This window comes from Xanthomonas melonis (assembly GCF_020783655.1).
In the GTDB taxonomy this organism is placed as follows: domain Bacteria; phylum Pseudomonadota; class Gammaproteobacteria; order Xanthomonadales; family Xanthomonadaceae; genus Xanthomonas; species Xanthomonas melonis.
This window is the reverse complement of the sequence record NZ_JAJGQH010000004.1, coordinates 214,493-239,231: the sequence shown is the minus strand read 5'-3', so window position 1 is coordinate 239,231 and position 24,739 is coordinate 214,493. Positions and strand designations below refer to the sequence as shown.

Annotated in this window: 22 protein-coding genes; 12 read left to right on the top strand and 10 right to left on the bottom strand. The window is 66.5% G+C overall.

Going from position 1 to position 24,739, the window contains the following annotated elements; genetic code table 11:
• The first annotated feature begins 14 nt into the window (after nucleotides 1-14).
• From LL964_RS06025 to LL964_RS06015, 3 genes are all read left to right on the top strand, one after another.
• Nucleotides 15-749: an SIMPL domain-containing protein gene (locus tag LL964_RS06025; protein WP_104587382.1), complete on the top strand. Its 735-nt coding sequence runs from the start codon at nucleotides 15-17 to the stop codon at nucleotides 747-749.
• Nucleotides 750-1,052: 303 nt separating this feature from the next.
• Nucleotides 1,053-4,163: a TonB-dependent receptor domain-containing protein gene (locus LL964_RS06020; RefSeq protein ID WP_104587381.1), complete on the top strand. Its 3,111-nt coding sequence runs from the start codon at nucleotides 1,053-1,055 to the stop codon at nucleotides 4,161-4,163.
• 473 nt (nucleotides 4,164-4,636) lie between these two features.
• Nucleotides 4,637-5,311: an energy transducer TonB gene (locus LL964_RS06015; RefSeq protein ID WP_104587380.1), complete on the top strand. Its 675-nt coding sequence runs from the start codon at nucleotides 4,637-4,639 to the stop codon at nucleotides 5,309-5,311.
• 131 nt (nucleotides 5,312-5,442) lie between these two features.
• Here LL964_RS06015 and rlmH read toward each other — a convergent pair whose 3' ends face one another.
• Nucleotides 5,443-5,913 carry a 23S rRNA (pseudouridine(1915)-N(3))-methyltransferase RlmH gene (gene rlmH, locus LL964_RS06010; RefSeq protein ID WP_104587379.1) on the bottom strand — a complete coding sequence of 157 codons (471 nt, stop codon included), beginning with the start codon at nucleotides 5,911-5,913 and terminating at the stop codon, nucleotides 5,443-5,445.
• A 120-nt stretch (nucleotides 5,914-6,033) separates the two neighbouring features.
• Here rlmH and LL964_RS06005 point away from each other — a divergent pair, with 120 nt between their 5' ends.
• Nucleotides 6,034-7,569, top strand: coding sequence for an alkaline phosphatase PhoX (locus tag LL964_RS06005; protein ID WP_104587378.1), 1,536 nt, complete (start codon nucleotides 6,034-6,036; stop codon nucleotides 7,567-7,569).
• A gap of 293 nt (nucleotides 7,570-7,862) precedes the next feature.
• Here LL964_RS06005 and LL964_RS06000 read toward each other — a convergent pair whose 3' ends face one another.
• The 7 genes from LL964_RS06000 to LL964_RS05970 form a co-directional block, all read right to left on the bottom strand.
• On the bottom strand, nucleotides 7,863-8,987 hold the full coding sequence (locus LL964_RS06000) for a J domain-containing protein (RefSeq protein ID WP_104587377.1): 1,125 nt from the start codon (nucleotides 8,985-8,987) through the stop codon (nucleotides 7,863-7,865).
• Nucleotides 8,988-8,996: 9 nt separating this feature from the next.
• Entirely contained in the window at nucleotides 8,997-9,407 is a 411-nt protein-coding gene (gene rsfS / locus LL964_RS05995) for a ribosome silencing factor (RefSeq protein ID WP_104587376.1), read from the bottom strand.
• Nucleotides 9,408-9,463: 56 nt separating this feature from the next.
• The gene (nadD, locus tag LL964_RS05990; protein ID WP_104587375.1) at nucleotides 9,464-10,345 is read right to left on the bottom strand and encodes a nicotinate-nucleotide adenylyltransferase; all 882 of its coding nucleotides are present in this window, start codon (nucleotides 10,343-10,345) and stop codon (nucleotides 9,464-9,466) included.
• On the bottom strand, nucleotides 10,342-11,370 hold the full coding sequence (holA, locus tag LL964_RS05985) for a DNA polymerase III subunit delta (RefSeq protein ID WP_104587374.1): 1,029 nt from the start codon (nucleotides 11,368-11,370) through the stop codon (nucleotides 10,342-10,344). Before holA ends, nadD begins: the two co-directional genes overlap by 4 nt.
• A 154-nt stretch (nucleotides 11,371-11,524) precedes the next feature.
• Entirely contained in the window at nucleotides 11,525-12,166 is a 642-nt protein-coding gene (locus LL964_RS05980; RefSeq protein ID WP_104587373.1) for an LPS-assembly lipoprotein LptE, read from the bottom strand.
• A gap of 413 nt (nucleotides 12,167-12,579) precedes the next feature.
• Nucleotides 12,580-15,222, bottom strand: coding sequence for a leucine--tRNA ligase (gene leuS / locus LL964_RS05975; RefSeq protein ID WP_104587440.1), 2,643 nt, complete (start codon nucleotides 15,220-15,222; stop codon nucleotides 12,580-12,582).
• A 67-nt stretch (nucleotides 15,223-15,289) separates the two neighbouring features.
• Entirely contained in the window at nucleotides 15,290-15,907 is a 618-nt protein-coding gene (locus LL964_RS05970; RefSeq protein WP_104587372.1) for a DUF998 domain-containing protein, read from the bottom strand.
• A gap of 161 nt (nucleotides 15,908-16,068) precedes the next feature.
• Here LL964_RS05970 and trxA point away from each other — a divergent pair, with 161 nt between their 5' ends.
• The 4 genes from trxA (at nucleotide 16,069) to LL964_RS05950 (ending at nucleotide 19,230) form a co-directional block, all read left to right on the top strand.
• On the top strand, nucleotides 16,069-16,926 hold the full coding sequence (gene trxA, locus LL964_RS05965) for a thioredoxin (protein ID WP_104587371.1): 858 nt from the start codon (nucleotides 16,069-16,071) through the stop codon (nucleotides 16,924-16,926).
• A 285-nt stretch (nucleotides 16,927-17,211) separates the two neighbouring features.
• Entirely contained in the window at nucleotides 17,212-17,661 is a 450-nt protein-coding gene (locus LL964_RS05960; protein ID WP_104587370.1) for a DUF4442 domain-containing protein, read from the top strand.
• A 165-nt stretch (nucleotides 17,662-17,826) separates the two neighbouring features.
• Nucleotides 17,827-18,066: a DUF378 domain-containing protein gene (locus tag LL964_RS05955; RefSeq protein WP_104587369.1), complete on the top strand. Its 240-nt coding sequence runs from the start codon at nucleotides 17,827-17,829 to the stop codon at nucleotides 18,064-18,066.
• A gap of 261 nt (nucleotides 18,067-18,327) precedes the next feature.
• On the top strand, nucleotides 18,328-19,230 hold the full coding sequence (locus LL964_RS05950; protein WP_104587368.1) for a peptidylprolyl isomerase: 903 nt from the start codon (nucleotides 18,328-18,330) through the stop codon (nucleotides 19,228-19,230).
• Nucleotides 19,231-19,280: 50 nt separating this feature from the next.
• On the opposite strand, the gene LL964_RS05945 is transcribed toward LL964_RS05950, so the two are convergent.
• The gene (locus tag LL964_RS05945; protein ID WP_104587367.1) at nucleotides 19,281-20,168 is read right to left on the bottom strand and encodes a DMT family transporter; all 888 of its coding nucleotides are present in this window, start codon (nucleotides 20,166-20,168) and stop codon (nucleotides 19,281-19,283) included.
• A gap of 170 nt (nucleotides 20,169-20,338) precedes the next feature.
• On the opposite strand from LL964_RS05945, the gene LL964_RS05940 reads away from it, so the two are divergent.
• The 4 genes from LL964_RS05940 to LL964_RS05925 all read left to right on the top strand — a co-directional run bounded on the left by LL964_RS05940 (nucleotide 20,339) and on the right by LL964_RS05925 (nucleotide 23,773).
• Entirely contained in the window at nucleotides 20,339-21,331 is a 993-nt protein-coding gene (locus tag LL964_RS05940; protein ID WP_104587366.1) for a LysR substrate-binding domain-containing protein, read from the top strand.
• A 308-nt stretch (nucleotides 21,332-21,639) separates the two neighbouring features.
• Complete coding sequence (locus tag LL964_RS05935; protein WP_104587365.1) at nucleotides 21,640-21,954, top strand: metalloregulator ArsR/SmtB family transcription factor; 315 nt, start codon at nucleotides 21,640-21,642, stop codon at nucleotides 21,952-21,954.
• Nucleotides 21,955-22,067: 113 nt separating this feature from the next.
• On the top strand, nucleotides 22,068-23,402 hold the full coding sequence (locus tag LL964_RS05930) for a DUF2867 domain-containing protein (protein WP_104587439.1): 1,335 nt from the start codon (nucleotides 22,068-22,070) through the stop codon (nucleotides 23,400-23,402).
• Between the two features lie 77 nt (nucleotides 23,403-23,479).
• Nucleotides 23,480-23,773, top strand: coding sequence for a hypothetical protein (locus LL964_RS05925; protein WP_104587364.1), 294 nt, complete (start codon nucleotides 23,480-23,482; stop codon nucleotides 23,771-23,773).
• A 178-nt stretch (nucleotides 23,774-23,951) separates the two neighbouring features.
• Here the strand turns inward: LL964_RS05925 and LL964_RS05920 are convergent, their stop codons facing one another.
• A complete protein-coding gene (locus LL964_RS05920; protein WP_104587438.1) occupies nucleotides 23,952-24,707 on the bottom strand; it encodes a DUF4349 domain-containing protein in 756 nt (251 codons plus the stop codon).
• Between the last annotated feature and the right edge of the window lie 32 nt (nucleotides 24,708-24,739).

Below are 24,739 nucleotides of genomic sequence, written 5' to 3'. Positions count from 1 at the left end.
GACAAGGAGATCCCATGCGTACCACCCTCAAGCCATTGCTGCTGGCCCTGTCCCTCGCCGCCGGAACCGCCATGACCGCCCACGCCCAACCTGCGCCGAGCTACGCCCTTCCCAACGACGGCACCCTGCTCAACGTCTCGGCCGAGGCCGAGGCCAAGCGCGTGCCGGACATCGCCACGCTGTCCGCGGGCGTGGTCACCCAGGCCGCCGACGGCAACGCCGCCATGCGCCAGAACGCCGAACAGATGAGCAAGGTCATGAGCGCGGTGAAGGCGGCCGGCATTGCCGACAAGGATGTGCAGACCAGTGGCATCAACCTCAGCCCGCAGTACACCTACAAGGAAAACGAAGCGCCGAAGATCAACGGCTACCAGGCCAGCAACACCGTCAGCCTGAAGGTGCGCGACATCGCCAAGCTGGGCAAGGTGCTCGACGCCCTGGTCGCCAACGGCGCCAACGACATCAACGGCCCCAGCTTCTCGATCGACCAGCCCGAACCGGTGTATGACGAAGCCCGCACCGCCGCGCTGAAGAAGGCCCAGGCCCGCGCCGAGACCTATGCCAAGTCGCTGGGCCTGAAGGTGCGCCGCATCGTGAGCATCTCCGAGGGGCGCAGCGGTGGCGGCGCCCGCCCGATGATGATGGCCGCCTCGATGCGCTCGGCCAAGGCCGAAATGGATACGCCGGTAGCCCCAGGCGAGAGCACCTTGTCGATCAACCTGGATGTGACGTTCGAATTGGGACGTTGAGGCGGTTGGCAACACGCTCGAAGATGTCGTGACCTTGCTCGAACTGCCCTCTTTTGAGGGCAGTTTCGTTAGTGTGGCTTGGCAAGCGGCCTCCTGCGCCAACGAGCCGACCAGATACTGAAAGGCAGGTAACCTACAAGTGCCCTAAGTCACGAATAGATATTATGAATAGGCAGTTATTGGCTTTTGTGCTTAAAAAAACATGAAATTTAGAGAAATCATTCTTTAAGCAGGCTCTGCCTCTCTCTAGGATCGATTGTCAGCGCACCGTCACATTTCGTAACGGCGCCCATCTGGAGAGAGATGATGATTGCCCACCCGGTTTCGTTACGTTGTTCTCGACCGCCTTCGCGTTCACGCCTGGCGCGGATCAGTGTGCTTGCACTTGCGCTCGGTGGAGCGGTGGGGGTCCTGACTATTGGTCCTGCAGCGGCGCAAAGCACCACTGCCGGCATCTATGGAAACGCGCCCGGCAACAGCGGAGCCACCGTGACCGCACAGAGCGATACCGGCTTCACCCGCTCAGCCACGGTCGACGCCAATGGACGTTACGCGATCGGCAATCTCCCGGTCGGCACGTACACCGTCACCCTGCAACGGGAAGGCCAGGCAGCGGAGACGCGTCGGAACATCGCCCTGCGCGTAGGCGCCGGCACCGACGTGTCCTTCGGCGGTAGCGACGCATCCGGCGATACCGCCACCCTGGGCACCATCACGGTGACCGGCAAGAACATCTCGCCAGTGGATGTCTCCGCCACCGCTTCGCGTACCGTGATCACCGCCGAGCAATTGCAGCGCCTGCCGCTGGCACGTTCCGGCGAGGCCATCGCCCTGCTGTCGCCCGGTGCCGTACAAGGCAGCGGCTATTTCGGCAATGCCATTTCGTTCGGCGGCGCCGGCGTCACCGAAAACGCTTACTACCTCAATGGCTACCTCAGCTCCAATCCGCTTTCCAATATCGGCGGCGTGACCCTTCCGTTCGGCGCCATCGATCAACAGGAGACCTACACCGGCGGATATAGCGCTCGGTATGGCCGCTCTGCAGGCGGCGTGCTCAGCCAGGTCGGCAAGCGTGGCACCAACGAATGGCATTTCGGCGCACAGGTCCTGTGGCGCCCGAAGTCGCTATCCAGTGAGTACAAGAATGTCTTCTATCCGGATACCGCCCCACCTGCCGGCTACGAATACAGCGATGAAAGCCTGCCCGGCACTCTTTACCGTAGTCGAAAGGACGACACTTTTTGGAACACGGTCTACAGCGTCTATGGCGGCGGCCCGCTGATCGAGGATCGCCTGTTCGTGTTCGTTGCCGCAGAGCAGGAACGCAGCGAAGGCGTTTCCACTGCACGCCGGGACGATCCGGTGATCGGCCGCAACAGCTACCGCATCGATGAACCGAAGGTCTACGCCAAGATCGACTGGAACATCAATGACAGCAATATCCTCGAACTGACCGGGGTCAAGAACAATTACCGCGAGGCCGGTGCTTACAGCGATTTCACTGGCTATGAGGGCGTCCCAGGCGAGGCCAATGGCGCATTCGCCGATACGATCAAGGTCAACGACCGCTATTACATCGGCAAGTACACCAGCTACATCACCGACGATCTGACCCTGAGCGCCACCTACGGCAAGAGCCGTCAGACCGACTTCCGCAACAACCCCAGTACCGCACCGCTGCTGACCAATACCAATCTGCAGGATCCAGCAATCACCGGTGGTAGCGAGATCCGCAACAACCAGACCTCCAGCCAGGCCCGCGACGGCGAAAACTCCACCCGTGGCCTGCGCATCGACCTCGAATACGTCCTGGGCAGCCACACGCTGACTGCGGGCGTAGACAACATGTATTTCAACGCCAATAACGAAGGAGTGATCACCACCGGCCCCGGCTACCGCTGGATCTACGGTCGCTCCTCCCGTCCGACCTCGCCGATCAGCGCATCGCTGGGAGTGGGTCCGGCCGGCGGCAACGGGTATTACGTCTATCAATCGGTGTTCAACACCGCGACCAGCATGTCTGTGCAGCAGAAAGCCTATTTTCTCGAAGACAAGTGGCAAGTCAGCGATACCTTGCTGCTGACACTCGGCATCCGCAACGACAAGTTCACCAATTTCAACGATGTCGGCGCCCCTTATGTCACCAGCGGCGACCAGTGGGCTCCGCGCCTGGGAGTGAGCTGGGACGTGTTCGGCGACTCCTCGCTCAAAGTCTATGGCAACGCGGGCCGTTACTATCTGGCGCTTCCCAATAGCGTGGCGATCCGCGGCGCATCGCCGTCCACGTTCACGCGCGAGTACTTCACCTATTCCGGCATCGATGCGCAGGGCAACCCGACCGGACTGACGCCAGTGGCAGTGGATCCCAGCGCGGGGTTCTCGTGTTCGGGCAACATCGTCTCTTCCAACCTCGAGTGCGGTCAGGCACCCGACGCAGCGGGTATCGCCGCCACCGACCTGAAGTCGATGTACCAGGACGAGTTCATGCTCGGCTTCGACAAGACACTGGGCGAAAGCTGGGTCACTGGCGCCAAGGCCACCTATCGCACCCTGGGCACCACCATCGACGACGTCTGCGACGCCGACCGGATGCGTACCAAGTTGACCGCGATCGGGGTGGATCCCAGCACCGTCAACGTGCCCGGCTGCATCATCTTCAATCCCGGCGAAACAAACTCCTTCAGCCTGGCCAACCTCAGTGGGTCCGGCCGCACCGCGGTCTCGATGTCGCCGTCGGACTGGGGATTCGACAAGAAGGCCAAGCGCACCTATCTGGCGGTGGATCTTTTCCTGCAACACCCGTTCGATGGCAAGTGGGAAGGCCGCATCGACTACACCTGGTCGCGCAACTTCGGCAATACCGAAGGCCAGGTCAAGTCCGATATCGGCCAGACCGATGTGTCCAAGACACAGGATTGGGATGCGGCCGCATTGATGTGGTATTCGGGCGGCTACCTGGCCAACGATCGTCGGCACCAGATCAAGATCTACGGCTCGTACCAGATCGCCCCCGAATGGTTGCTCGCCGGCAATATCCGCGTGTTGTCCGGCACACCGAAGTCCTGCCTGGGCTATGTCAGCATCAACGGCATCAGCGAAGATTCCGATGCCGGCGATCCGGTGGGCTACGGTTCGGCGTACCACACCTGCAACGGCCGGCCTTCGCGTCCAGGAGATGCCGGGCGCCTTCCCTGGACCAGGATCGTCGACCTGGGCCTGACCTACCGTCCTGCCTTCGCGGGCAACAAGCTCGCCATGACCCTGCAGGCCTTCAACATCTTCAACGAGCGCAAGCCGCTGCAGGTTGATTCCACCTGGGAAGACGACGCCTTCACGTTGTCCAATACCTACGATATCGGCCGCTTCTTCACCCAGCCGCGCTACGCCATGTTCTCGGTGTCGTACGACTACTGACGCCCTCTCCCGTCAGCGTCGCTTGCCCAGCCCTGCAACGGGCTGGGCTTTTTCTGGACGGCTACCGGCGTTGCACCGCATCTGTCAGCAGGCATGAGGGGGATTGAGGCAGAGCAGCGCTTACGCGCACGGGATCGCCGACGGTCGACTCATCGACTGCCGAACTGCCGAACTGCCGAACTGCCGGAGCTAGTCGGGAATCGTCATCGGCAGGCAATGCGTCGTGCGCCCGGTGCGTGCATTGACCAAGCCGGTACATCAATCGGCGCGCGCGAAGGCTTGCGCCTGTCAAGACGCCTGGGCATGCGTGATGGGGCAGCCGAATTCGCTCCCGTCGGAGACCTGGCCTCCGCGCATCCAAGGCCACGCGAATCGCTTGTACAGCTGCCCCGGCTGCGGTAAACCTACGCTACCGGATGGTGTAACGCGTCCGGGCCGCGTTGGTCCTTTCCGCAGTTCCGTTCTGGAGGTGGATGATGGTTCGCACGCAATCGCAGGTTTCCTTCCGTCCCACAGGCATCGACGCTTCGCGCGTTCTGGCGATGAGTACCGCAGTGGCCCTGCATCTGCTGGCCGGTGGCTTGTTGCTGATTCCATTGTCGTATCGGTCGGTTCCACAGCCCGCGCCGGAACCGCGCTGGATCATGCCGATCACCCTCCAGACCCCGCCGGCGCCACCCAAGGTGATTCCGATCGACGTGGAGTTCACTCCGAAGACGCAGGTGCCCCCCAAGCCGGTCGCCGTGCAGGTGCAAACCCCTGTCGACAGCGAGGCGCCGGTGGTGGACAGCGCGACAGTCGCAATTCCCGCTGCGGCCGATCCGGTGGCCGAGACTGCGCCGGTTGCAGCAACGCCCAGCAGCGGCCCGGTCGAGGCGGGTCAATTGCAGTACCTGAGCTCGCCTGCACCGAGTTATCCGGCAGCCGCCTTGCGCGCAGGCCAGCAAGGCACCGTGCTGCTGCGCGTGCTGGTCGGCACCGATGGACGGCCAACCGAGGTGAGCGTGCAGACCAGCAGCGGGCATCGTGTGCTCGACCTGGCGGCACGCAGCCAGGTGCTACGCAGTTGGCGCTTCCAGCCCGCGATGCAGAACGGTCAGGCCGTGCAGGCCTATGGTCTGGTGCCGGTGAGCTTCTCATTGCATTGAGCCGCAACCGGCTGCGGCGGCTTGCAGTTGCGGCCGCCGCATCGGCACAACTGCGCACAGGCGTCGCCCGTGCGCACCATCCGCCGAGCAATCACGCGGCGCCGCGCCCCCAGACGGCATCGCGCGCGTAGCTAGGCGCGGTGATACGGATGATTGGCCAGCATCGCGGCGGCGCGGTACAGCTGCTCGGCCACGACCAGTCGTACCAGCATGTGCGGAAGGGTCAACGGACCGAGCGACCAGCTTTCGCCGGCGCTCTTCAGCACATCGGCTGCATGGCCTTCCGGGCCGCCGATCAGAAACGCCAGGTCGCGCCCCTGGCCGCGCCAGTGCTCCATGCGCTGGGCCAGCTGTTCGGAACTGAGCGGGCGGCCCGGCACATCCAGCGCCACGACGTATGCATTCTTCGGCAGCGCCGCCAGCACGCGGCGGCCTTCGTCGTCGATGGCGCGTTGCGCATCGCGCCCCTTACCGCGCAGGCCGGGCTCGATCTCGATCAGCTCCAGCGGCATCCAGTGCGAGAGACGTTTCTGGTATTCGGCGAACCCCTGCGCCACCCAGGCCGGTGCGCGTTCGCCGGTGGCGATCAATCGGCATTTCATCGCTACATGATATCCGCGTCACAGCCTGGGCATCGCGCGAAGGTGTGTCGTCGCGTGTCATGGCGTGGTTACAGGCGGCAATTAGTGTCGCTCGACCACCCAGCCCGCAGGAGTCGTTCGATGCCGATTTTCGATCCCGCCCGCCGCCAGGTCCTCAAGGGAAGCGCTGCCGTCATGGCTGCCGGCGCCCTTGGCAGCCTGAGCGCCTTGCAGTCGCGCCAGGCCCTGGCCGCCACCTCGCCGTCGCTGCGCCTGGCGCCGGTGCCCAGCCGCTACGGCCCGTTGGCACCGGTGGCCGACCAGAGCACCGGCCTGCCGTTGTTGCAGTTGCCACGCGGATTCAGCTACCGCTCGTTCGGCTGGAGCGGCGACCGCATGGACGACGGCCAGCCCTGCCCCGACCGTCACGACGGCATGGCCGTGGTCGGCCTGCGCCGACCCGACTGGCGCCCCGGCAGCAACCCGTTGCGCGGCCTGGAGTACGTGTTGATCCGCAATCACGAGCGCGGCGCCGGCAACCCGTTCCGAGCGCCGGCAATGTACGACACCGGCATCGTCAGCGGCACCCAGCAAGCCGGTGGCGGCACCACCACGCTGAGTTACGGCCGGCGCGGCTGGGGCAGCCTGGAGCCCAGTCTCGGTGGCACGCTGGTCAACTGTGCCGGCGGTCCGACTCCCTGGGGCACCTGGCTGAGCTGCGAAGAGATCAAGACCAACGCGGTCTCCAGCACCGGCCGCAAGCACGGCTACGTGTTCGAAGTGGACCCGGATAGCCATCGCACCACCGGCCGGCCGCTGGTGGGCCTGGGCCGCTTCAGCCATGAGGCGGTGGCGATCGACCCGCGCACCGGCATCGTCTATCTCACCGAAGACGACCGCAACAAGTCGGGCCTGTACCGCTTCATCCCCAACGATCGCCGCGGCCGCAACGGCTCGCTGGAAAACGGTGGACGGCTGCAGGCCGCGCGTGTGCGCGGGCGACGCAACGCGGACCTGACCGTGGCCGGCATCGGCCAGCAGTTCCAGCTGGAGTGGGTGGATATCGCAGAACCCGATCTGGACGGCATCGCCGCACCGGCAGGTTTCCCCGATATCGGTGCCAACGACACCTTGAGCGGCCCGTTCGCCCAGGCCTGGGCCGATGGCGCGCTGCGCATGAGCCGTGGCGAAGGCATCTGGTACAGCTACGGCAAGCTGTTCATCGTCGACACCAGCACCGGGGTGGATGCGCAGGGCCGGCGTGGCTACGGCAATGGTGCGGTGTGGGTGCTGGACCTGTTGACCCAACGCCTGAGCGCGCTGTTCGTCAGCGGCAATCAGCTGGCCGCGCACAACCCGGACAACGTCACCGTCAGCGCGCGCGGCGGCGTGGTGCTGTGCGAAGACGGTGGCGAAAGCCCGGACGAATACGGCCCCGGCGCGCGTCTGCTCGGTCTGACCCGCAACGGCGAGTCGTTCTACCTGGCCAAGAACAACGTGCAGCTCACCTCGCAGCAGATCGCCGACGCCGGCAAGAACATCACCGAGGGCGACTACCGCGACACCGAGTTCTGCGGTGCCTGCTGGGACCCGCTGGCGCGTACCTTGTTCGTCAACATCCAGACCCCGGGCATCACCCTGGCGATCACCGGGCCGTGGGAACGCGGGCCGCTGTGATGCAGGGGCCACTGTCTGGAGGCATGCTCTTCAGGCGGTGGCCGCAGTGGTAGCGGCGCGATCGGGCGATCGCGCCGCGCGTGCAGTCCTCGACGGCCGAATGCCTCGGCCACGCGCCCTCGTACGCATCCAAGGGATGGCGCGACGGCGAGTCAGGCAGCGCGACTCCCGCCGATGACTGCGTTACGGACGTGCGCGACGCTGCAGTCCGGAGCCATCACGGCATGGACGCGTAAAACGTCATCGCCCGCCGTCTGCTATCCGTCCGTGGACGCAGCGGTGCGCCGCCGCGTTCAGCCGAACCGAAAACTGGTGCGCTGCAGTTTGAGCCAACGTTTGATCGACTGCGCATCGCCCAGCGCACGCATCTGGCGCAATACCTGCTGCAGCTCGCTCACATCATCGACCACGTCGCGCTTGCAGTGCGTCAGCAGCCTGTCCAGTTGCTCGGGCCTGGGTTGCGTCGGCAGGTCGAGTCCGTACTCGTCGCAGAACTCGATCGCATGCAGGGTCAGCTGCTGTTTGAGCTCCTTGCACTGACGATCCAGCTCGCGGTTGTAGTCCTGCAGACGCACTGGATTGATCGCATCCACGCCCTGCGCATCCAGCAGACCGATCTCTGCCTGCAGTTCGAGCAGGCCAAGCAGATCGCTCGCCTTGTAGGCGGCATTGAGGCGCTGCATGAGTTCGGTGCGGGTGGCGTGATCGCCTGCGTCGCTGGCGCGATCCGGGTGCAGGTTGCTGGCCAGTTTCCGATACAGCTCGCGCAACGGGGGCGGCTCTGCCGGCACGGCCGCAGTCTTCTTGTCCGGGCGGCGACGACGGTGCTGCCGGGATTGCGCGCGCGCGGACTCGGCATCGGCCTGTGCCTGGTCCAGGCGTGCATTGATCCGCTCGAAGAGTTCCTCTGGCGAATCGACCGCCTCCACTTCCTCGGGGTCCAGCCCATACATCTGACCGATGACGTGTTTCATCATCGCGTCGGATTCGCTCATTTCCTCGTCGTAACCGATCTCGCTGTGGCGTTCATAGATCGGTTTGAGCGCAACATGACCGTCGTCGATCAGCGGCCCGGCCAGATCGCAGATCTCGTCCGACACGAACTCGCGGTCGGTTTTGCTCAGCTTCACCGTGGCGGCGATGTTGTCCAGCAGATGGATCTGTTCGATCTCCAGCGCTCGGTGCTGATCCAGCAACGGCACGACTTCGTCCAGATACCGTGCCCGCCAACGGTCGACCGCTTCGCGCCAGGCATGCAGCTGCGCACGATGCTTCTGCAGATCGCGCAGCAGCCGGTCGAAGCGCTTGCGCGCGGGCGAGATGTCCTGGCCACCCGCAGCGCCTGGCACCTGGCTCAGGGACTGCAATGCACTGGAGACGGACGCTTGGGACGAGGATGCAGGGGACTTGCGAGACATGCTCGGCGGTTACTCGGAACCGGCGACGTCATCGTCCTCGGGCCGCTGGTCGCCCACGGTCCACAACCGCTCCAGTGCATAGAACTCGCGCACACGCGGCAGCATCACATGCACCACGACATCGCCCAGGTCCACCAGGACCCATTCGGCTTCGCGCTCGCCTTCCACGCCCAGCGGCATCACGTCCAGACGCTTGGCGAACTTGACCACTTCGTCTGCGATCGACTTGACGTGGCGGGTGGAGGTACCGGAGGCGATCACCATGTAGTCGCAGACGCTGGACTTGCCGCGCACGTCGATCTCGACCACGTCCTTGGCTTTGAGCTCTTCTACGGCCGCGCGCACGGTGGCCAACAGCGCCGGCACGGACGGCGGCGGATTGGGAATGGAGGTCTTGATGACGTGGGCTTGACTGGTCAAAGCGGCAACTCGATGGAATTGACGCGAATTATAGGCCGGTCCGCACGAATGCGTGTTCAGCTTGCAGGGCGGGCGCAACCGTACAGACCGTGCTGCGCGATGAAGTCCGCCACCGCAGCCGGAACCAGCGCCTGCCACCGGGCGCCACTGGCGATGCGGGAACGCACGGCGCTGGCCGATTCGCCGCGCAACGGTTGCCGCAAGCGCCATAGCCGGCCGGCCGGCGCGGTCGTGAGTTCGTCCGCGTGGGCGGCCCATCGCGCCTGCACCGCTGCGGCGAGCTCGGGCGCGGCGGACAGATCCAGCGTGGTTCCAGGGCGCGCGGCGATGACGAAATGCGCCAGCCCGAACAACGCCTGCCACTGATGCCACCTGCTCAATGCGACGAAGGCATCGGCGCCCAACAACCAGGCAATCGGGGTCTGCGGACCGAGCTCGGCGCGCAGCTCGCGCAGGGTATCCACGGTGTAGGACGGCACGCCGTCGGCGCTGGCGCGTTGCAGCTCGCGCGCATCCAGCACCAGCCCTGCCTGCCCGGCCAGCGCCAGTTCCAGCATCCGGACCCGCTGCTCGGCCGTCGCCCCCGGGACCGCGCGATGCGGCGGATCGGCGGCCGGCACCAGATGCACGCAGGCGTCCCATTCGTCGCGCGCCGCACAGGCGATGGCGAGGTGGCCCAGGTGGATCGGGTCGAAAGTGCCGCCGTAGTAGAGGTTAAGCCGGGGGAGCCGGGACCCGGGACCCGCGACCCGGGACCCGGAAGAACCGGGTGCGGCAACTTGGTCGGACTGTGCTTGTTGTCCTGTGAACCAGGGACCCGGGACCCGCGACCCGGAAACAGCAAAAGCCGCAGCCTCATCACGTCCCGACGCCTCGCTCTTCCGGGACCCGGGTCCCGGGTCCCGGGTCCCGGCCGTCCCGGCTCTCCCGGCCTTCACACCAGCAATCTCACCGCACGCGCCTCGGCCACCGCCACCAGCAGACGTTCCAGGCCGACCCAGGCGTCGCCGTCGGCGCGCCCCTTGGCCATGCGGTCGACCAGCCCGGCCTCGGCGACGAACCGCTCCCAGCGGCGCGGTTCGGGATGCCGCTGCAGCGCGCGCTTGAATGGAGCCTGGCGCGACTCCCAGATGCCCTGCGACTTCATTTCGGCAGCCAGATTGCCGCCGTTGGCCTGCACCTTGGCCAGCGCGGCGGTACGCAGCAGCTCCTTGATCAGGATCGGCATCAGTGCCGCCACCGCCTCGCCCTCGGCACGCAGGCCGGCCAGCATGCGGATCACCGCAGCCGGTTGGCCGGAAAGCACGGTCTCGGCCAGCCGGAACACGTCGTACCGAGCCGCGTCGGCAACCAGCGATTCCATCGCTTCCAGGTCCAGCGGCTTGCCGTCGGCCAGCAGGGCCAGCTTGTCGATTTCCTGCGCGGCGGCGAGCAGATTGCCCTCCACCCGCTCGCTCAACCGCTGCACGGCGGCCGCATCGGCGCGCAGCCCATGGCTGCGCAGGCGACGTTCGATCCAGTCGGACAGCTCATGCGGTTTGATCGCCCAGGCCACGGCGATCGTGCCGATCCGGCCGACCGCGTCGGCCCACTTGCCCTGGTGCGCCTTGCTCCAGTCGTTGGCGGTGATCAACAGCACCACGTCCGGTGGCGGATCGGCGCAGAAGCGGGTAATGACCTCGGCGCCCTCCTTGCCAGGCTTGCCGCTGGGCAGGCGAACCTCGACCAGCCGGCGCGGGCTGAACAGGCTGGGCGCGTTGAAGCTGGCGTCCAGCTGGTGCCAATCGAAATCACGGCCGTCGGCATCGAACACCTCGCGTTCGCCGATTCCTTCGGCGCGGGCGCGCGCACGAATGGCGTCGGCGGCTTCGAGCACACGCAAGGTTTCCGGGCCGGCGATCAGATAGGCCGGCTGCAGGGGCTGGCTGGACTGGCCGGCCAGCTGTTCTGGGCGAAGTTCCATGGGCTACGACCGCGCGTGCAGACCGGCGACGACTAGGCGAGGCCGGCGCGTCATGGCCCGCTGAGGCAGCAGTCGCGCTGCCGCCCGTGCGCGTGCCGGCGCCGGTCGGCGGCGCCCGCCTGGCCACTGCGTCGTCGTATCGATACCCACGCGCTCAGTTGTTCGACGTCGGCGCTGGCGGCAGCGATGCCGGCACGCTGGACTCGGGCGTGGACGGCTGCGCCGGCGGTGTGGCGGCTGGCGGCAGCGGCGCACTCGGGGTGCTTTCCAGCCCCTCGCCGCGCTGCACGCGTGCGCGCACCACGCTGTCGATGCGGCGCAGGATCGAGGCGGACATGTCCTTGCGCAGTTCGTCGGCGAGGATCTCGCGCTCGGTCGCGGTACCGGTGGCGTCCACCGGCGGCGACACGTAGTCGCGCGACAATTCGATCACCTGCTGCGGCACCAGCACCGAGCCATTGGCAGTGGTGAGCGTAAAGATGGCGGCATAGCGCAGGCTGTATTCCTGCGCGCGGCCCTGGCTGTCGATGGCGATGGGTAGGTCGCCCCAGCGTTCGGACAGCACCTGCAGTTGCGCGAAGCCGGTCTTGGCATCGTCTTCGGCCAGCGTGGCGCCGGCTGCCCGGAGCCCGCGGCGCAGCAGCTTGGCCAGCTCGCTATATTGCGTGGTGGACTGTACCTTCACCGCCGGCGTATCCGGTGGCAACGCGAGCGAATTACGCAGATGGAAGCCGCAGGCGGTGAGGCTGGAAACCAGCACGAGGGATGCGGCGAAGGCAGTAGGAAATCGGATCATGGGCACAGTCTGGAGGAGCGCCCCGGTGGCGGCAACAGGCGGCTAGCCTGACGCAGCCCGCGTGAACGGGGCTTGATAGGGCGCCGCGAAAAAACGCAGCGCCCAGGAATGGCGAACGCGTCGCCACGCGCCAGTGAATTGGATGACCAGAAGCCACCCCGGCAATCTCACCTGCACGTCGCCACGCGCCACTGAACTGGCGTAGCGGGAACCATCGCGGAAACTGCACCCATGCGTCGCGACGCGCCGGTGCAGTCAAATCGCAGAGGACCACCGCAGCAACCCGGCCTGCGCAACACCGCACGCCAGGGCACCACCTCGCCAAGACCGCCGCGGCACCCTTGCATCGCCTCGCCGCCCCGCTCCGGGCAACTGCCCGCAGCGGCAACGGCGACCCGACCGATCAGCAACGATCAGCCGGCCACGATATTCACGATCTTGCCCGGTACGATGATGATCTTGCGCACCGTCAGTCCGTCGAGGAACTTCGCTGCGTTCGGCTCGGCCTGGGCCAGCGCTTCGACCTGCTCGCGCGCCGCGTCCGCCGCCACCTCGATCGTGCCGCGCAGCTTGCCGTTGATCTGTACCGCCAGGGTCAGTGCATCGCGCACCAGCGCGCTGGCGTCGGCCTGCGGGAATGGCACGTCTTCCAGCAGCGTCTCGCCACGGCCCAGCACCTGCCACAAGGCATGGCTGGCGTGCGGAGTGATCGGATTGAGCAACAGCACCATCGCTTCCAGCGCTTCCTGTCGCACCGCCCTGCCCTGCGCGCTGGCGTCCTCGAACCTGGCCAACGCATTGGAGAGCTCCATCACCGCCGCAATCGCGGTGTTGAAGCTGTGGCGGCGGCCATAATCGTCGCCGACCTTGCCGATGGTTTCGTGGGTCTTGCGGCGGATCGCCTTCTGTTCGGCGCTCAGGCTGGCGGCATCCAGCGCAACGGCGGCACCCTCGCCCACATGCTTGTGCACCTGCACCCATAGCCGGCGCAGGAAACGCGCCATGCCATCCACCCCGGCCTCGTTCCATTCCAGTGACTGCTCCGGCGGCGCAGCGAACATCGAGAACAGCCGCACCGTGTCGGCGCCGTACTTGGCCACCATCGACTGCGGGTCCACGCCATTGTTCTTGGACTTGGACATCTTCTCCGTGCCGCCGATCTGCACCGGCTGGCCGTCGGCGATCAGCACCGCACCGGTGACACGGCCACGCTCGTCGCGCTGGATCTCCACGTCGGCCGGGTTGATCCAGTCCTTGCCGCCGTTGTCGGCGTCGCGATAGAACGTGTCGGCGATGACCATGCCCTGCGTCAGCAGGTTGGTCACCGGCTCGTCGCTATCCACCAGCCGCGCGTCGCGCATGAGCTTGTGATAGAAGCGGAAATACATCAGGTGCAGGATGGCGTGTTCGATACCGCCCACGTACAGGTCGGCCGGCATCCAGTAATTGGCGCGGCGGTCCACCATGTCGCGCGCATTCGGGCTGGTGTAGCGCGCCACGTACCAGCTCGACTCCATGAAAGTGTCGAAAGTGTCGGTCTCGCGTTCGGCCGGACCGCCGCAATCGGGGCAGGTGGTCTGGCGCCAGCTCGGATCGGTCTTGATCGGCGAACCGGTGCCGGAGAATTCCACGTTCTCCGGCAGCACCACCGGCAACTGGTCCTCGGGCACCGGCACCGCGCCGCACTTGCCGCAGTAGATCACCGGAATCGGGCAACCCCAGTAACGCTGGCGGCTCACGCCCCAGTCGCGCAGGCGGTAGTTGACCCGGCGCTGGCCCTGGCCCTTGCGCTCGAAGCGCTCGGCCAGCGCTTCGAAGGCGCCCTGGTAGTCCAGCCCGTCGAACTCGGCCGAATGGATCAGTTCCAGTTCGCGGCTCTTGTCGGTGTACCAGTCGCGCCACTGGCTGGCGTCCCAGGTCCGCTCTTCGTCGTTGCGCGGTTCGCGCAGCTTGACCACCTGCACGATCGGCAGGCCGTACTTGTTGGCGAATTCGAAATCGCGCTGGTCATGACCGGGCACCGCCATCACCGCGCCGGTGCCGTAGCCCATCAGCACGAAGTTGGCCACCCACACCGGCACCTGCTCGCCGCTGATCGGGTGCACCGCGGTCAGGCCGGTGGCCATGCCGCGCTTTTCCTGGGTTTCCAGCTCGGCTTCGGACACGCCGCCGTGCTTGAGTTCTTCCAGCAGCCGCGCCAGCTCCGGATTGGACTTGGCCGCGTGCAGCGCCAGCGGATGTTCGGCGGCGATCGACACGAAGGTCACGCCCATCAGCGTATCGGGGCGGGTGGTGAACACGCGCAGCGGGTCCAGCACGGCGCCATCGGTGTCGCGCACGTCGAACTGGATCTCCAGCCCTTCCGAGCGCCCGATCCAGTTGCGCTGCATGGTCTTGACCGAGTCCGGCCAGCCTTCCAGCTGATCCAGGCCGTCCAGCAGCTCCTGGGCGTAATCGGTGATGCGCAGGAACCACTGCGGAATCTCGCGCTTTTCCACCAGCGCGCCGGAGCGCCAGCCGCGGCCATCGATGACCTGCTCGTTGGCCAGCACGGTCTGATCGATCGGGTCCCAGTTCACCACCGCGTTGCGGCGATAGGCCAGGCCCTTGCGCATCAGCCGGGTGAACATGCGCTGCTCGTGCACGTAGTAGTCCGGCGTGCAGGTGGCGAACTCGCGCGACCAGTCGATCGCATAGCCCAGCGACTTCAGCTGCCCGCGCATGTGCGCGATGTTGGCGTAGGTCCACTTGGCTGGCGCGGTCTTGTTCTTGATCGCGGCATTCTCTGCCGGCAGGCCGAACGCATCCCAGCCCATCGGCTGCATCACGTTGTGGCCGGTCATGCGCTTGTAGCGGCTGACCACGTCGGAGATGGTGTAGTTGCGCACATGCCCCATGTGCAGCGCACCGGAGGGGTACGGCAGCATCGACAGGCAATAGAACTTGGGTTTCTCCGAGTTCTCGTCGACCTGGAAGGCGCGGGTGGCATCCCAGAACTGCTGGGCGGAAGATTCGACCTGCTGCGGGTCGTAGGCGTTCGGTTCGACGGTGGACATTGGGAGCGGATGCTCGGGCGGTGCAAAGCGGTACAGGGTACCGCAGTGCAGCAGGTGCACCAAACCGTTACCGCAGCGCCGCCGACTTCAGCGGCCAGATCCAGGCAGCCACCGCCAGCCAGCCGACCCAGGCCAGGAACGCCAGACGCTGGGCGATGGCCTGCCGCAGCAGGCCGGGCGGGCCAAATGCCAGCACCGCCACCAGCAGGCCGGCGGCCAGGCTCAGCCAGGCCAGGCCACGGGTGCCGGGGGCATTGAGCAGGCCCGCGGCGATCAGCAGCATGGCCGGCACGAAGGCCACCGCCCACAGCAGCCAGGCCGTGGCATGCGCCTGGCTGGCGCGGCCATCCAGGTCGGCCGGATCCAGCGGCAGCATGCCCATGCCGACGAAGGCCAGGCCGGCCAGCACGACCAGTTGGCCACCCACGCGCAGGCCCCAACCGGCCTTGAGCGGCATGCGCGCCAGCAGGCTGACCCCGGTGACCATGCCCAGCGCACCGACCAGCACGAAGGCCAGCAGGTTGAAGGCCAGGGCACGCGGCACGCCGGCCGCGCCCAGCAGTGCGACCGGGTGGCTGGCCTGCAGATAGCCCGGCAGCGTGGCGCCGAAACCGGCCAGCGCCAGCACGAACACGCTTGCCGCGATCAGGCCCAGGTAGCGCTGCGCGCCGTCGGTACTTCCCATTGTGGTGCTCCGGTTCGGGGCGCAGCGCGCCACCAGGACGCGGCATTGTCGGGCCGGGCGGCAGCGGCGTGAACCCCTGCCGCCCCCTGCCCCGGCCTTGTGTCGGCCGGGTTTGCCACCATTACGGTCCACTGTTGCCGTCCTTAACTTCCAGGAAACCCATGTCCGACAAAGCGCATGTATTCGATGTCACCACCGACACCTTCGAGACCGAGGTCCTGCAGAAATCGTTGACGACACCGGTGCTGGTGGACTTCTGGGCCACCTGGTGCGGGCCGTGCAAGACGCTGACCCCGATCCTGGAGAAGCTGGCGGCCGACTATCACGGCGCCTTCGAGCTGGCCAAGGTCGACGTGGACAAGGAGCAGCAGATCGCCGCGGCGTTCCAGATCCGCTCGGTACCGACGGTGTTCCTGGTCAAGGGCGGCGAGTTGGTGGACGGCTTCCCCGGCGCGATGCCCGAAGGCCAGATCCGCGAATTTCTGACGCAACATGGCGTGCTGCCGGCCGAGCCGCAGGTGGCCGAAGAACTTCCCGCCGCCCCCCTAGACCCGCAGGCACAGGCCGCGGCGTTGCGCGAGGCGATCGCCGCCGAGCCGGACAAGGACGAACTCAAGCTGGATCTGGCGCTGGCACTGCTCAAGACCGGCGACAGCGCCGAGGCCGAACAGTTGATCGACGCACTGCCCGCCAACCTGGCCACCGACGACCGCGCGGTACGCGCCAAGGCACGGCTGGGCTTTGCCAACGTGCTCAAGGACGCCCCGGACGTGGCGGCGTTGCAGGCCAGCGTGGCCGCCGACGGCGCCGACCTGCGCGCACGCCATCTGCTGGGCGTGCGCCACCTGCTCGACGGTGACGACGAAGCGGCGCTGGAGCAGTTCCTGGAAATGCTGCGGCAGGACCGTGCCTTCGACGACAACCTGCCGCGTCGCAGCCTGATCGACGCGTTCCGCGTCATCGAAAACGAAGACCTGGTCGGGCGCTATCGCCGCAAGATGTCGGCGCTGGTGTTCTGACAGCCGGTGGCGCTGCGGCGCCACATGGAGACACAGGAGCGGACCTAGCCGCGGCGGGGCATTGCCCGCCAGTTGCTGGTGACGCATCCCTGATAACGCGCCGCCGCGGCCGGGGCCGCTCCCACCGAGGTGCGTTGCTGCGCGACTGCGCGACAAGAAATGACGCGCCGCCTGATCCGGCGCGCAGCACGGGCACGAACACTGCGATGCCGGCCCTGTGGCATCGCTGCCATACGCATGCGAATGTTATGCTGCATCTCCACTTCGCCAGGGAATCCGGCCCGCATGCGTGCCCCATTGTTCAAGCTCGGCCTCAACGTGTGGCCACCGTATCTGTTCTCAGGCATCCACATCACCGTGCTGTCGTCGGACTACCGCTATGCCCGGGTGGAATTGCGGCAGCGTCCGTGGAATCGCAACTACGTCGGCACCCATTTCGGCGGCAGCCTGTTCGCAATGACGGACCCGTTCTGGATGTTGCTGATGATGCAGAATCTCGGCCGCGACTATTACGTCTGGGACAAGGCCGGCAGCATCGACTTCGTCAAGCCCGGGCGTGGCACGGTGAGCGCGGATTTCGTGATCGACACTGCGGTGCTGGCCGAAGTGCGCGAGGCTACCGACGGTGGTCAGAAGCATCTGCGCTGGTTCGAGAACGAGGTGCACGACAGCGCTGGCGAAGTGGTCGCGCGCGTGCGCAAGCAGCTCTACGTCAAGCGCAAACCCGGCCGCTGACGGTTGCGGCCTCGGCCGCCATGCGTGCATGGATGCGTCTGCATAAGTGTCCCTGCCATGTGACGCGCACGTCCCTGGCGCGCCAACGCCATGCGGCATAGCCTCACCCTACATTTCGGTGGTGCAGTAAACCCTGTGGTCTCCAATCCCACTACGGACTGCCCCATGAAAACGATCAATGTCATCACCCTGGTGCTTCTCATCGTTGGCGGAGTGAACTGGGGGCTGGTTGGCCTGTTCCAGTTCGATCTGGTCGCCGCCTTGTTCGGTGGTCAGGATGCGTTGCTGGCGCGCGCGGTGTACGTGCTGGTCGGCGTGTCCGCACTGTGGCAACTGGTCCCGTTGTTCCGCAACAGCCATGCGCCGGCGCAGCATCACACCTCGCCGCATGTTCGCAGCCATTGAGCGCATTGCCCGGGTATTGCGCACGATGCAGGCGCGAACGCATCGACACGCTGAGGCAATCGCGGAAGGACAGGCAAGACCACCCGACCGGCGGCAGCTCTCGGCAAAGATGCAATGTCGAGCGTAATGCTCGCACTGCAACCACGTTATCCAAGCGCCAACAGGACGATCCGGACGCCGGCTGCACACTGTCGGCGTCCGGATTTTGCGTTGTGGCGATGAGTCGGCAAGAATCGGCCATCCCTGCCGCCGGCCGTCTTCATGCGTCTACGTTCTCTCGCTCTTGCCTGCCTGTTCGCCCTGCCGCCGTTGACCGCCAGCGCCGCGTATCGGAGTCCGCAACAGATACTCGATGCCTCGCCGGCGTCTGCGTGGCGCGTGCTGGACCCTGCGCGCACCCTGTATCTAGAGCTGGACACCGGTCGAGCGATCATCGAACTGGCGCCGGAGTTCGCTCCCGCACATGTCGCCAATATCCGCGTCCTGGCGCACGAGCGCTTCTGGGACGGGTTGAGCATCTACCGCTCGCAGGACAATTTTGTCGTGCAGTTCGGCGACCCGGAGGGTGAAACTCCTGGCAAGGCCAAGTCCTTGGGATCGGCCAAGACGCATCTGCCTGCCGAATTCGAACGCGCATCGCAAGGCCTGCAGTTCCAGCGTCTGCCCGACAGCGATGGATGGGCACCGCAGGTCGGCTTCGTCGACGGTTTTCCGGTCGGCCGCGACCCGGCCAGCGGCAAGACCTGGCTGGCGCATTGCTACGGCACCCTGGGCGCGGGCCGCAACAACGACGAAGACAGCAGCATCGGCGCCGAGCTGTACGTCGTCACCGGGCAATCGCCGCGTCAGCTGGACCGCAACATCACTGTGGTCGGCCGCGTGGTCAAGGGCATGGAATTGCTCAGCGTGATCCCACGCGGACCTGACCCGATGGGCTTCTACAAGGAAGCAGCGCAACGCTCGCCGATCCGTGCGATCCGCCTGGCCAGCGAAGTGCCGGAACCCGAGCGTACGCCGCTGCAGCTACTGCGCACCGACAGCCAGACCTTCCGCGAGGTGGTCGAGGCCCGTCGCAATCGCAAGGACGATTTCTACAAGCGCCCGGCCGGGCATATCGACCTGTGCAATGTGCCGTTGCCGGTGCGGGCACCGCCGGGTGGCTAGTTCGGGATTCGGGATTCGGGATTCGGGATTTATAAAGCGGGCGCGCTTGCTCAGCGCGCGCGCTGGCTGAAGGCCACGCTACCGAGGATGAGGACGCCGGCCAGCAGCATGGTCCAGGTCAGCGGCTCGCCCAGCAGCGACCAGGCCAGTAACGCACCGAACACAGGCACGAGGTAGGTCACGGTGGATGCACGCGCCGGGCCGATGCGCTGGATCAGGCGGTAATACATCAGGAACGCCAACCCGGTGCAGACCACGCCCAGGGCCGTTGCGCAGGCCCAGGCCGCCGCAGGCACCGGTGTGGTGGGCCATTGCCACCAGGCCAGAGGAGCGAGCAGCACGGCGCTGCAGCCCAGCGTGGACGCTGCCGATGCCGCCGGTGGCAGGTCGCCCATGTGGCGCTTCACCAGGTTGTAGCCGATGCCGTACAGCAGCGAGGCGGTGGCGCCGGCCAATGCGGCCGGGCCCACGCTCAATCCTGCCGACTTGCCGGTCGCCAGCACCAGCACGCCAATGAATCCGACCAGCAAGGCCAGCGCGCGGCGCGTGCCGATCTTCTCGCCGAAGAACAGGAAGGCGACCAGTGCAGTGAACAGCACCGTCATCGCATTGCAGATCGCCCCGACGGCGGCCGGTGCGTGCTGGGCACCCCAGGCGAACAGCAGAAAGGGCAACGCAGAGTTCAGCACGCCGATCGCCGCCAGCATCGGCCAGCGATGCAGCGGAAAACGCGCGCGTGCCAGCCACAGGAACGGCAGCAACACCAACGCACCCAGCGCAAGGCGGATCTCCACCAACGCCGCCGTGCCGAAGACAGGCGCCGCCACGCGCATGAACAGGAACGAGCAGCCCCAGACCACGCCAAGGAAACCCAGCTCGAGCGGGGTGCGCCAGTCGCGCGTGGTCACGGCCTGCTGCAGCGACGGTTGCGCGCTCATGGGCATGCCCCCTCCGCCGGCCTCGATGCACCTGAAACAGAGGAAACGGCGCTGGATGGAAGGCTGGACATGGCACGATCATTGCGATGGGAGACCGCAGCATCCGCCGCCGCTCAAGCCACGACAAGCGCGTAGTATCGCGGTCAGCCACAAATCTGACTCATGCCTCGATGAACTTCCGCCCGACCCTGTTGCCCGCGCTGGGCGTGTTCGTCGCTGCCGCCCGCCACCAGAATTTCGCGCACGCGGCCGAGGAACTGCATCTGACCGCCAGCGCAGTGAGCCACCACGTGCGCAAGCTCGAGGCGCTGCTGGGGACGACCCTGTTCCAGCGGTTGCCGCGCGGGGTCAAGCTCACTGCCGAAGGGCGCCAGCTGGCCGATGCCGCCACCACCGCGCTGGCCGAGATCGCCGCAGTGGCAGGCAACCTGCATCCGCGCGAAGACGCCATTCCGTTGCGCGTGACCACCCTGCGCTCGCTGTCCTACTGCTGGCTGCTGCCGCGCTTGCCGCGCTTCTGCCAGACGTATCCGCATATCCGCCTGGACCTGCAAACCGACTCGGCGTTCTCGCGTTTCGAGGAGGGCGGCCCGGAGCTGGGCATCCGCTACGGACAGGGCGCATGGCCGGGGCTTACCTCGCATCACCTGATGGACGACGAACTGTTCCCGGTGGCATCGCCGTCGTTGCCGGAAGTGGCTGCGCTGCGCACGCCTGCGCAGATTGCGCAACTGCCGCTGCTGGCCGACATGTCCCCGCAGGGCTGGCGAGACTGGTTCCGCGCCGCCCAGGTGCGCGCCACGATGCTGCCACCGATGCACACCTTTAACGACAGCACCGATGCCATGCGCGCCGCTGTCTACGGGCTGGGCGCCGTGCTGGCGCGCAAGCACATCGCCCAGCCCTACCTGCAGCGCTATGAGCTGGTGCGCCTGCCCGGCCCCACTCTCAGGGCCCGCTACGCCTACTACATCGTGCACCCCAGCCATCGCGAGCCCAGTCCCGCCGCCGCCGCCTTCATCGACTGGCTCAAGCGCGAAGCGCTGGACGAGCGCACACCGATGCCGGCGCTGCCGGCCGAGCTGCTGACCCTGCCGGCACATCCAATGCCCGGCACGCTGCAGCCAAAGCGGCCGCCGCGCGAGAAACCGGCGACGCGGTGAAACCCGCGCATGCGACGTCCGCTGCCATCTGCCGTGGCGTCGCCTACGTCCTGCCATGCTCCTGCCGTCCGGGCGACAGGAAGCGCAGCGGGAGCACGACCGGATCCCATCGCGATGGCCGCGCCGCCGGCCCATGCAACGTCGCCACCGGTCGTTCGACTCCAGGGCTACGAAGTGCCGGGCCGCGGATGTGCGCAGCGCCTGCGCGTCCCGGGCGCTGCGCTCCAGCCCGGCAAACGCCCTATCGCTTGACAATGGCGCTCACTTTATCATTAATTAGCTAATTCGTTAATTAGCTAAGCCAAATCATGTCCGCCGACCGCATCTTCGAAGCCCTCGCCTCGCGCCCGCGCCGGGAGATCCTGGCCTATCTGTCGGCGCAGGAGCTGACCGCCGGCCAGATCGGCGAACGTTTCGCGATGAGCGCGCCCGCCATCTCGCGCCACCTGTCGGTGCTGTCGGCCGCCGGCCTGGTCAGCAGCGAGCGGCGCGGGCAGTTCGTGGTCTATCGGCTGACCCCGGACAACTTGGTCAATACGCTGAGCGGGTTCGCCTTCGAGGTTTGCCCGGTCGCCGGCCCACTGCAGCGCGAGTCGCGTCGATTGGCCAAGAAATCCAGCTGACTGTCCGCCTTCCAACGCAAGGAGTTGCCATGGACTACCAACGGATTGTTTCCGACCACAGTTTCCCGCGCGTTGCGCTGCCCTCGTACAGCGGCGGCCGGCCAGTGGAAGTGATGCTGATCGCCCAGCTCGACCCCGGCGCCGGCGACAGCCTGATCGCGCAGACGGTGGAACGGCAGCGCCAGCATCCGGCGCATCACGATGCGCTGGACGAACCGTCCGCGCAGTTGTCGGCACCGGATCTGCGCCATGGCGATCCCACCTCGTTGTTCTCGTTCTCGGTAGGCCCGCAAGGCCACCCATTCCATTGCCACGCCGGCAATCGCGTGTTCACGGCCATCACCGGAAGCGGCGGCGCGCAACTGCGTTTTTCCACCGCCTCGCTGCAGCAGATCGAAGCCGACCCGCAGGCGTTCGTCTGCGCGCTGCACTACGTCAACCTGCCCGGCGACAGCCTGTTCACCGTTCGCTTCGGCGGCGGCACCTGGCACCAGTTCGCACCGGCGCAGGGTGACGCTGCGCATTCGGCCTTCTTTGCATTGTCCTGCCATCCGGACGAAGCCGGCGGCGCGCTGAACGAGGCGCAGCAGGCGCTGGTCCATCAGGGCCAGGCCACCATCGCCAGCCTGACCGAGCTGCTGCCGGCATCGGTCACCGCCTTGCTGCAGGCAATGCCACCGGCCGCCACCGACGTGCCCACCGTCTCGCTGTCGCTGCATGTCAGGCCGGAGAGCTGGAAGCAGCGCGCCTGCAGCCGCGTGCGGCGCTGGAGCGGCCGGCTGCGGCAAGCGCTGCCGCGCGTGCGTCAGCCCGGTTTCGTGGCCACCCGCCTGGGCGTGCCGCAGATCCGTCCGCTGCGCAGCCTGCCGGCCGACGCGTTGCTGCGCGGCCAACTGGGCGAAGCGGTGCATTTCGAAGACAGCCACCAGCTGGAACTGGACACGCGCCAATTGCGCACTGATCGCCTGCAGGGCGTGCTCTGCGATCTGCTGCAGGCCTTCGTGGATCAGCCGCCGGGCGGGGTGAGCGGCTTGATGCGGCTGCGCAATCTGATGGTCAAACCGCTGGGCTTGCGCACCTCGCCCCTGGGCTGCCCGGTCTCGTCCCTGCTCGATCCTTCCGCAACGCAGCTGTATGCCGGGCGTTTCCCGGTGCTGGCGCAACGCAGCGATGCCGATGGGCAGCAGGTCCAGATCGTCCTCGGCGCCGATGACAGACATCTGCGTTTTCGTTCCTCGATCGCACTGCGCCGCATCGGCGACCACCGCATCGTGCTGACCATGGCCACGCAAGTCAGCTGCCGTAACTGGCTGGGCCGCGTGTACATGGCCTGCATCCACCACGTGCATCACCACTACATCGTGCCAAGCATGCTGCGCGCCGCGGTGTCGCGCCTGCTGCATGCCGAGCAGGCAGGAAACACCGCCGGGCTGGCGCATTCGCTGTGAACCGATGCACCGGCGCCATCACCTCGTTTTGTCTTCGCGCTGCCTAGGCTTGGGATCCCCAACCCCAGGACACGTCCATGCCCACTCTTCGCCTGCGTATCACCGGCACCGACGACGACGCCCGCGCCATCGCCAACCTGCTGCAGAGCATCGAAGGTATCGAGCACGTGGAAGAAGTCGACGATCTGATGCCACATCTGGACGATGAGGATTCCAGCTCGGCCGGCCTGTCCGATGACGAGGGCCCGGGCAGCCACGAATTCGAAGTGGATGCCGGCAACGAGGCCACCGCACAGAAGGTACGCGACGCAGTGCAGGAGCTGGCATTGCAGTTGGATGTCTTTGTCGAATACGAATACGACGAAGGCTGAGCATCGGTTCAACACTGTCTGCCGCATGCGCGCGTGGGTGCGGTGCCTCGGGCTGCAACCTCTGATCGCGCTTGCCATGCGCCGCCTGCAAGATGCGGACGGCGCATGACTCCGGAGCATTGTTTCATCGCGACAGGCCTGCACGACACCGCCTGCACGCGCCACCTCCGCAGCTGATTCAGGGCATCCTGCGACGCCGTTGACGCCAGCGCCAGGCCAGCAGCGCCAGCCAGCCGATCGCTGCAGCGACCACGCCAACCGGCAGCAGCGCCGCCACCGCGCGAATCACGAAGGCGACGCTGGCTGCGAACACCTGTCCGAATTCGGCAGCCGCCGCGGCGATGTCGCCCCTGCCCTGTTCGCCGCCGGTACTGCTGAAACGCAGCGTCAACAGCTGGGTGCGCACGCGACGTTGCTGCTGCGCCGCCTCCTGCTGGGTCTGCTGCGCCTCGGCTTCGATTTCGGCCAGCCGCTTGGATACTGCCAACAGGTCGGCGACGGCCAGATCGCGGCGTTGCTGCAGTTCCAGCAGCCGTGCGTGTTCTTTCTGCAATCGCGCCTGCGCCAGCCCGGTATCGGCGATCTGCTGGGCCAGATCTTCGGCACGTGTGCTGCGTGCGGCCACATCGCCGTCCTGGCCGGCCAGTTGCACCATCGGCTCGACGCCCTCGGGCACCAGCCGCACGCTGACGCTGCCGCCCGGATCGCGCCCGCCGTTCTGCTCCACCGTCAGCAATGCGCAGGTGCCGTACTGCGCGCTCTGGCAGGCGCTGCGCACCGCCGCAATGCGCTCGCCGATCTGACCGGCAGGCAGTTCGATGCGGACATCGTGTTCGTAGGCCAGTGCCGCACCGGATGCAACCGGCGCCGGCGGTGCCGCGGAGGCGCCGTCTGCAGCCATCTCGCCCTGCGGCCGCGCGCACCCCGCCAACATCCACCCGATCAGCAAGACCACCGCATGCCGCG

What these genes read in the sequence shown, in the direction of transcription:
- LL964_RS05920 (WP_104587438.1), bottom strand. Translation starts at nt 24,707, where the DNA reads ATGTTGGCGGGGTGCGCGCGGCCGCAGGGCGAGATGGCTGCAGACGGC.
- leuS (WP_104587440.1), bottom strand. Translation starts at nt 15,222, where the DNA reads ATGTCCACCGTCGAACCGAACGCCTACGACCCGCAGCAGGTCGAATCT.
- rlmH (WP_104587379.1), bottom strand. Translation starts at nt 5,913, where the DNA reads ATGAAATGCCGATTGATCGCCACCGGCGAACGCGCACCGGCCTGGGTG.
- LL964_RS06020 (WP_104587381.1), top strand. Translation starts at nt 1,053, where the DNA reads ATGATGATTGCCCACCCGGTTTCGTTACGTTGTTCTCGACCGCCTTCG.
- LL964_RS05955 (WP_104587369.1), top strand. Translation starts at nt 17,827, where the DNA reads ATGAAAACGATCAATGTCATCACCCTGGTGCTTCTCATCGTTGGCGGA.
- LL964_RS05980 (WP_104587373.1), bottom strand. Translation starts at nt 12,166, where the DNA reads ATGATCCGATTTCCTACTGCCTTCGCCGCATCCCTCGTGCTGGTTTCC.
- LL964_RS06015 (WP_104587380.1), top strand. Translation starts at nt 4,637, where the DNA reads ATGATGGTTCGCACGCAATCGCAGGTTTCCTTCCGTCCCACAGGCATC.
- trxA (WP_104587371.1), top strand. Translation starts at nt 16,069, where the DNA reads ATGTCCGACAAAGCGCATGTATTCGATGTCACCACCGACACCTTCGAG.
- holA (WP_104587374.1), bottom strand. Translation starts at nt 11,370, where the DNA reads ATGGAACTTCGCCCAGAACAGCTGGCCGGCCAGTCCAGCCAGCCCCTG.
- LL964_RS05950 (WP_104587368.1), top strand. Translation starts at nt 18,328, where the DNA reads ATGCGTCTACGTTCTCTCGCTCTTGCCTGCCTGTTCGCCCTGCCGCCG.
- LL964_RS05925 (WP_104587364.1), top strand. Translation starts at nt 23,480, where the DNA reads ATGCCCACTCTTCGCCTGCGTATCACCGGCACCGACGACGACGCCCGC.
- LL964_RS05960 (WP_104587370.1), top strand. Translation starts at nt 17,212, where the DNA reads ATGCGTGCCCCATTGTTCAAGCTCGGCCTCAACGTGTGGCCACCGTAT.
- LL964_RS05940 (WP_104587366.1), top strand. Translation starts at nt 20,339, where the DNA reads ATGAACTTCCGCCCGACCCTGTTGCCCGCGCTGGGCGTGTTCGTCGCT.
- LL964_RS06025 (WP_104587382.1), top strand. Translation starts at nt 15, where the DNA reads ATGCGTACCACCCTCAAGCCATTGCTGCTGGCCCTGTCCCTCGCCGCC.
- LL964_RS06000 (WP_104587377.1), bottom strand. Translation starts at nt 8,987, where the DNA reads ATGTCTCGCAAGTCCCCTGCATCCTCGTCCCAAGCGTCCGTCTCCAGT.
- LL964_RS05935 (WP_104587365.1), top strand. Translation starts at nt 21,640, where the DNA reads ATGTCCGCCGACCGCATCTTCGAAGCCCTCGCCTCGCGCCCGCGCCGG.
- LL964_RS05945 (WP_104587367.1), bottom strand. Translation starts at nt 20,168, where the DNA reads ATGAGCGCGCAACCGTCGCTGCAGCAGGCCGTGACCACGCGCGACTGG.
- LL964_RS06005 (WP_104587378.1), top strand. Translation starts at nt 6,034, where the DNA reads ATGCCGATTTTCGATCCCGCCCGCCGCCAGGTCCTCAAGGGAAGCGCT.
- LL964_RS05930 (WP_104587439.1), top strand. Translation starts at nt 22,068, where the DNA reads ATGCTGATCGCCCAGCTCGACCCCGGCGCCGGCGACAGCCTGATCGCG.
- LL964_RS05970 (WP_104587372.1), bottom strand. Translation starts at nt 15,907, where the DNA reads ATGGGAAGTACCGACGGCGCGCAGCGCTACCTGGGCCTGATCGCGGCA.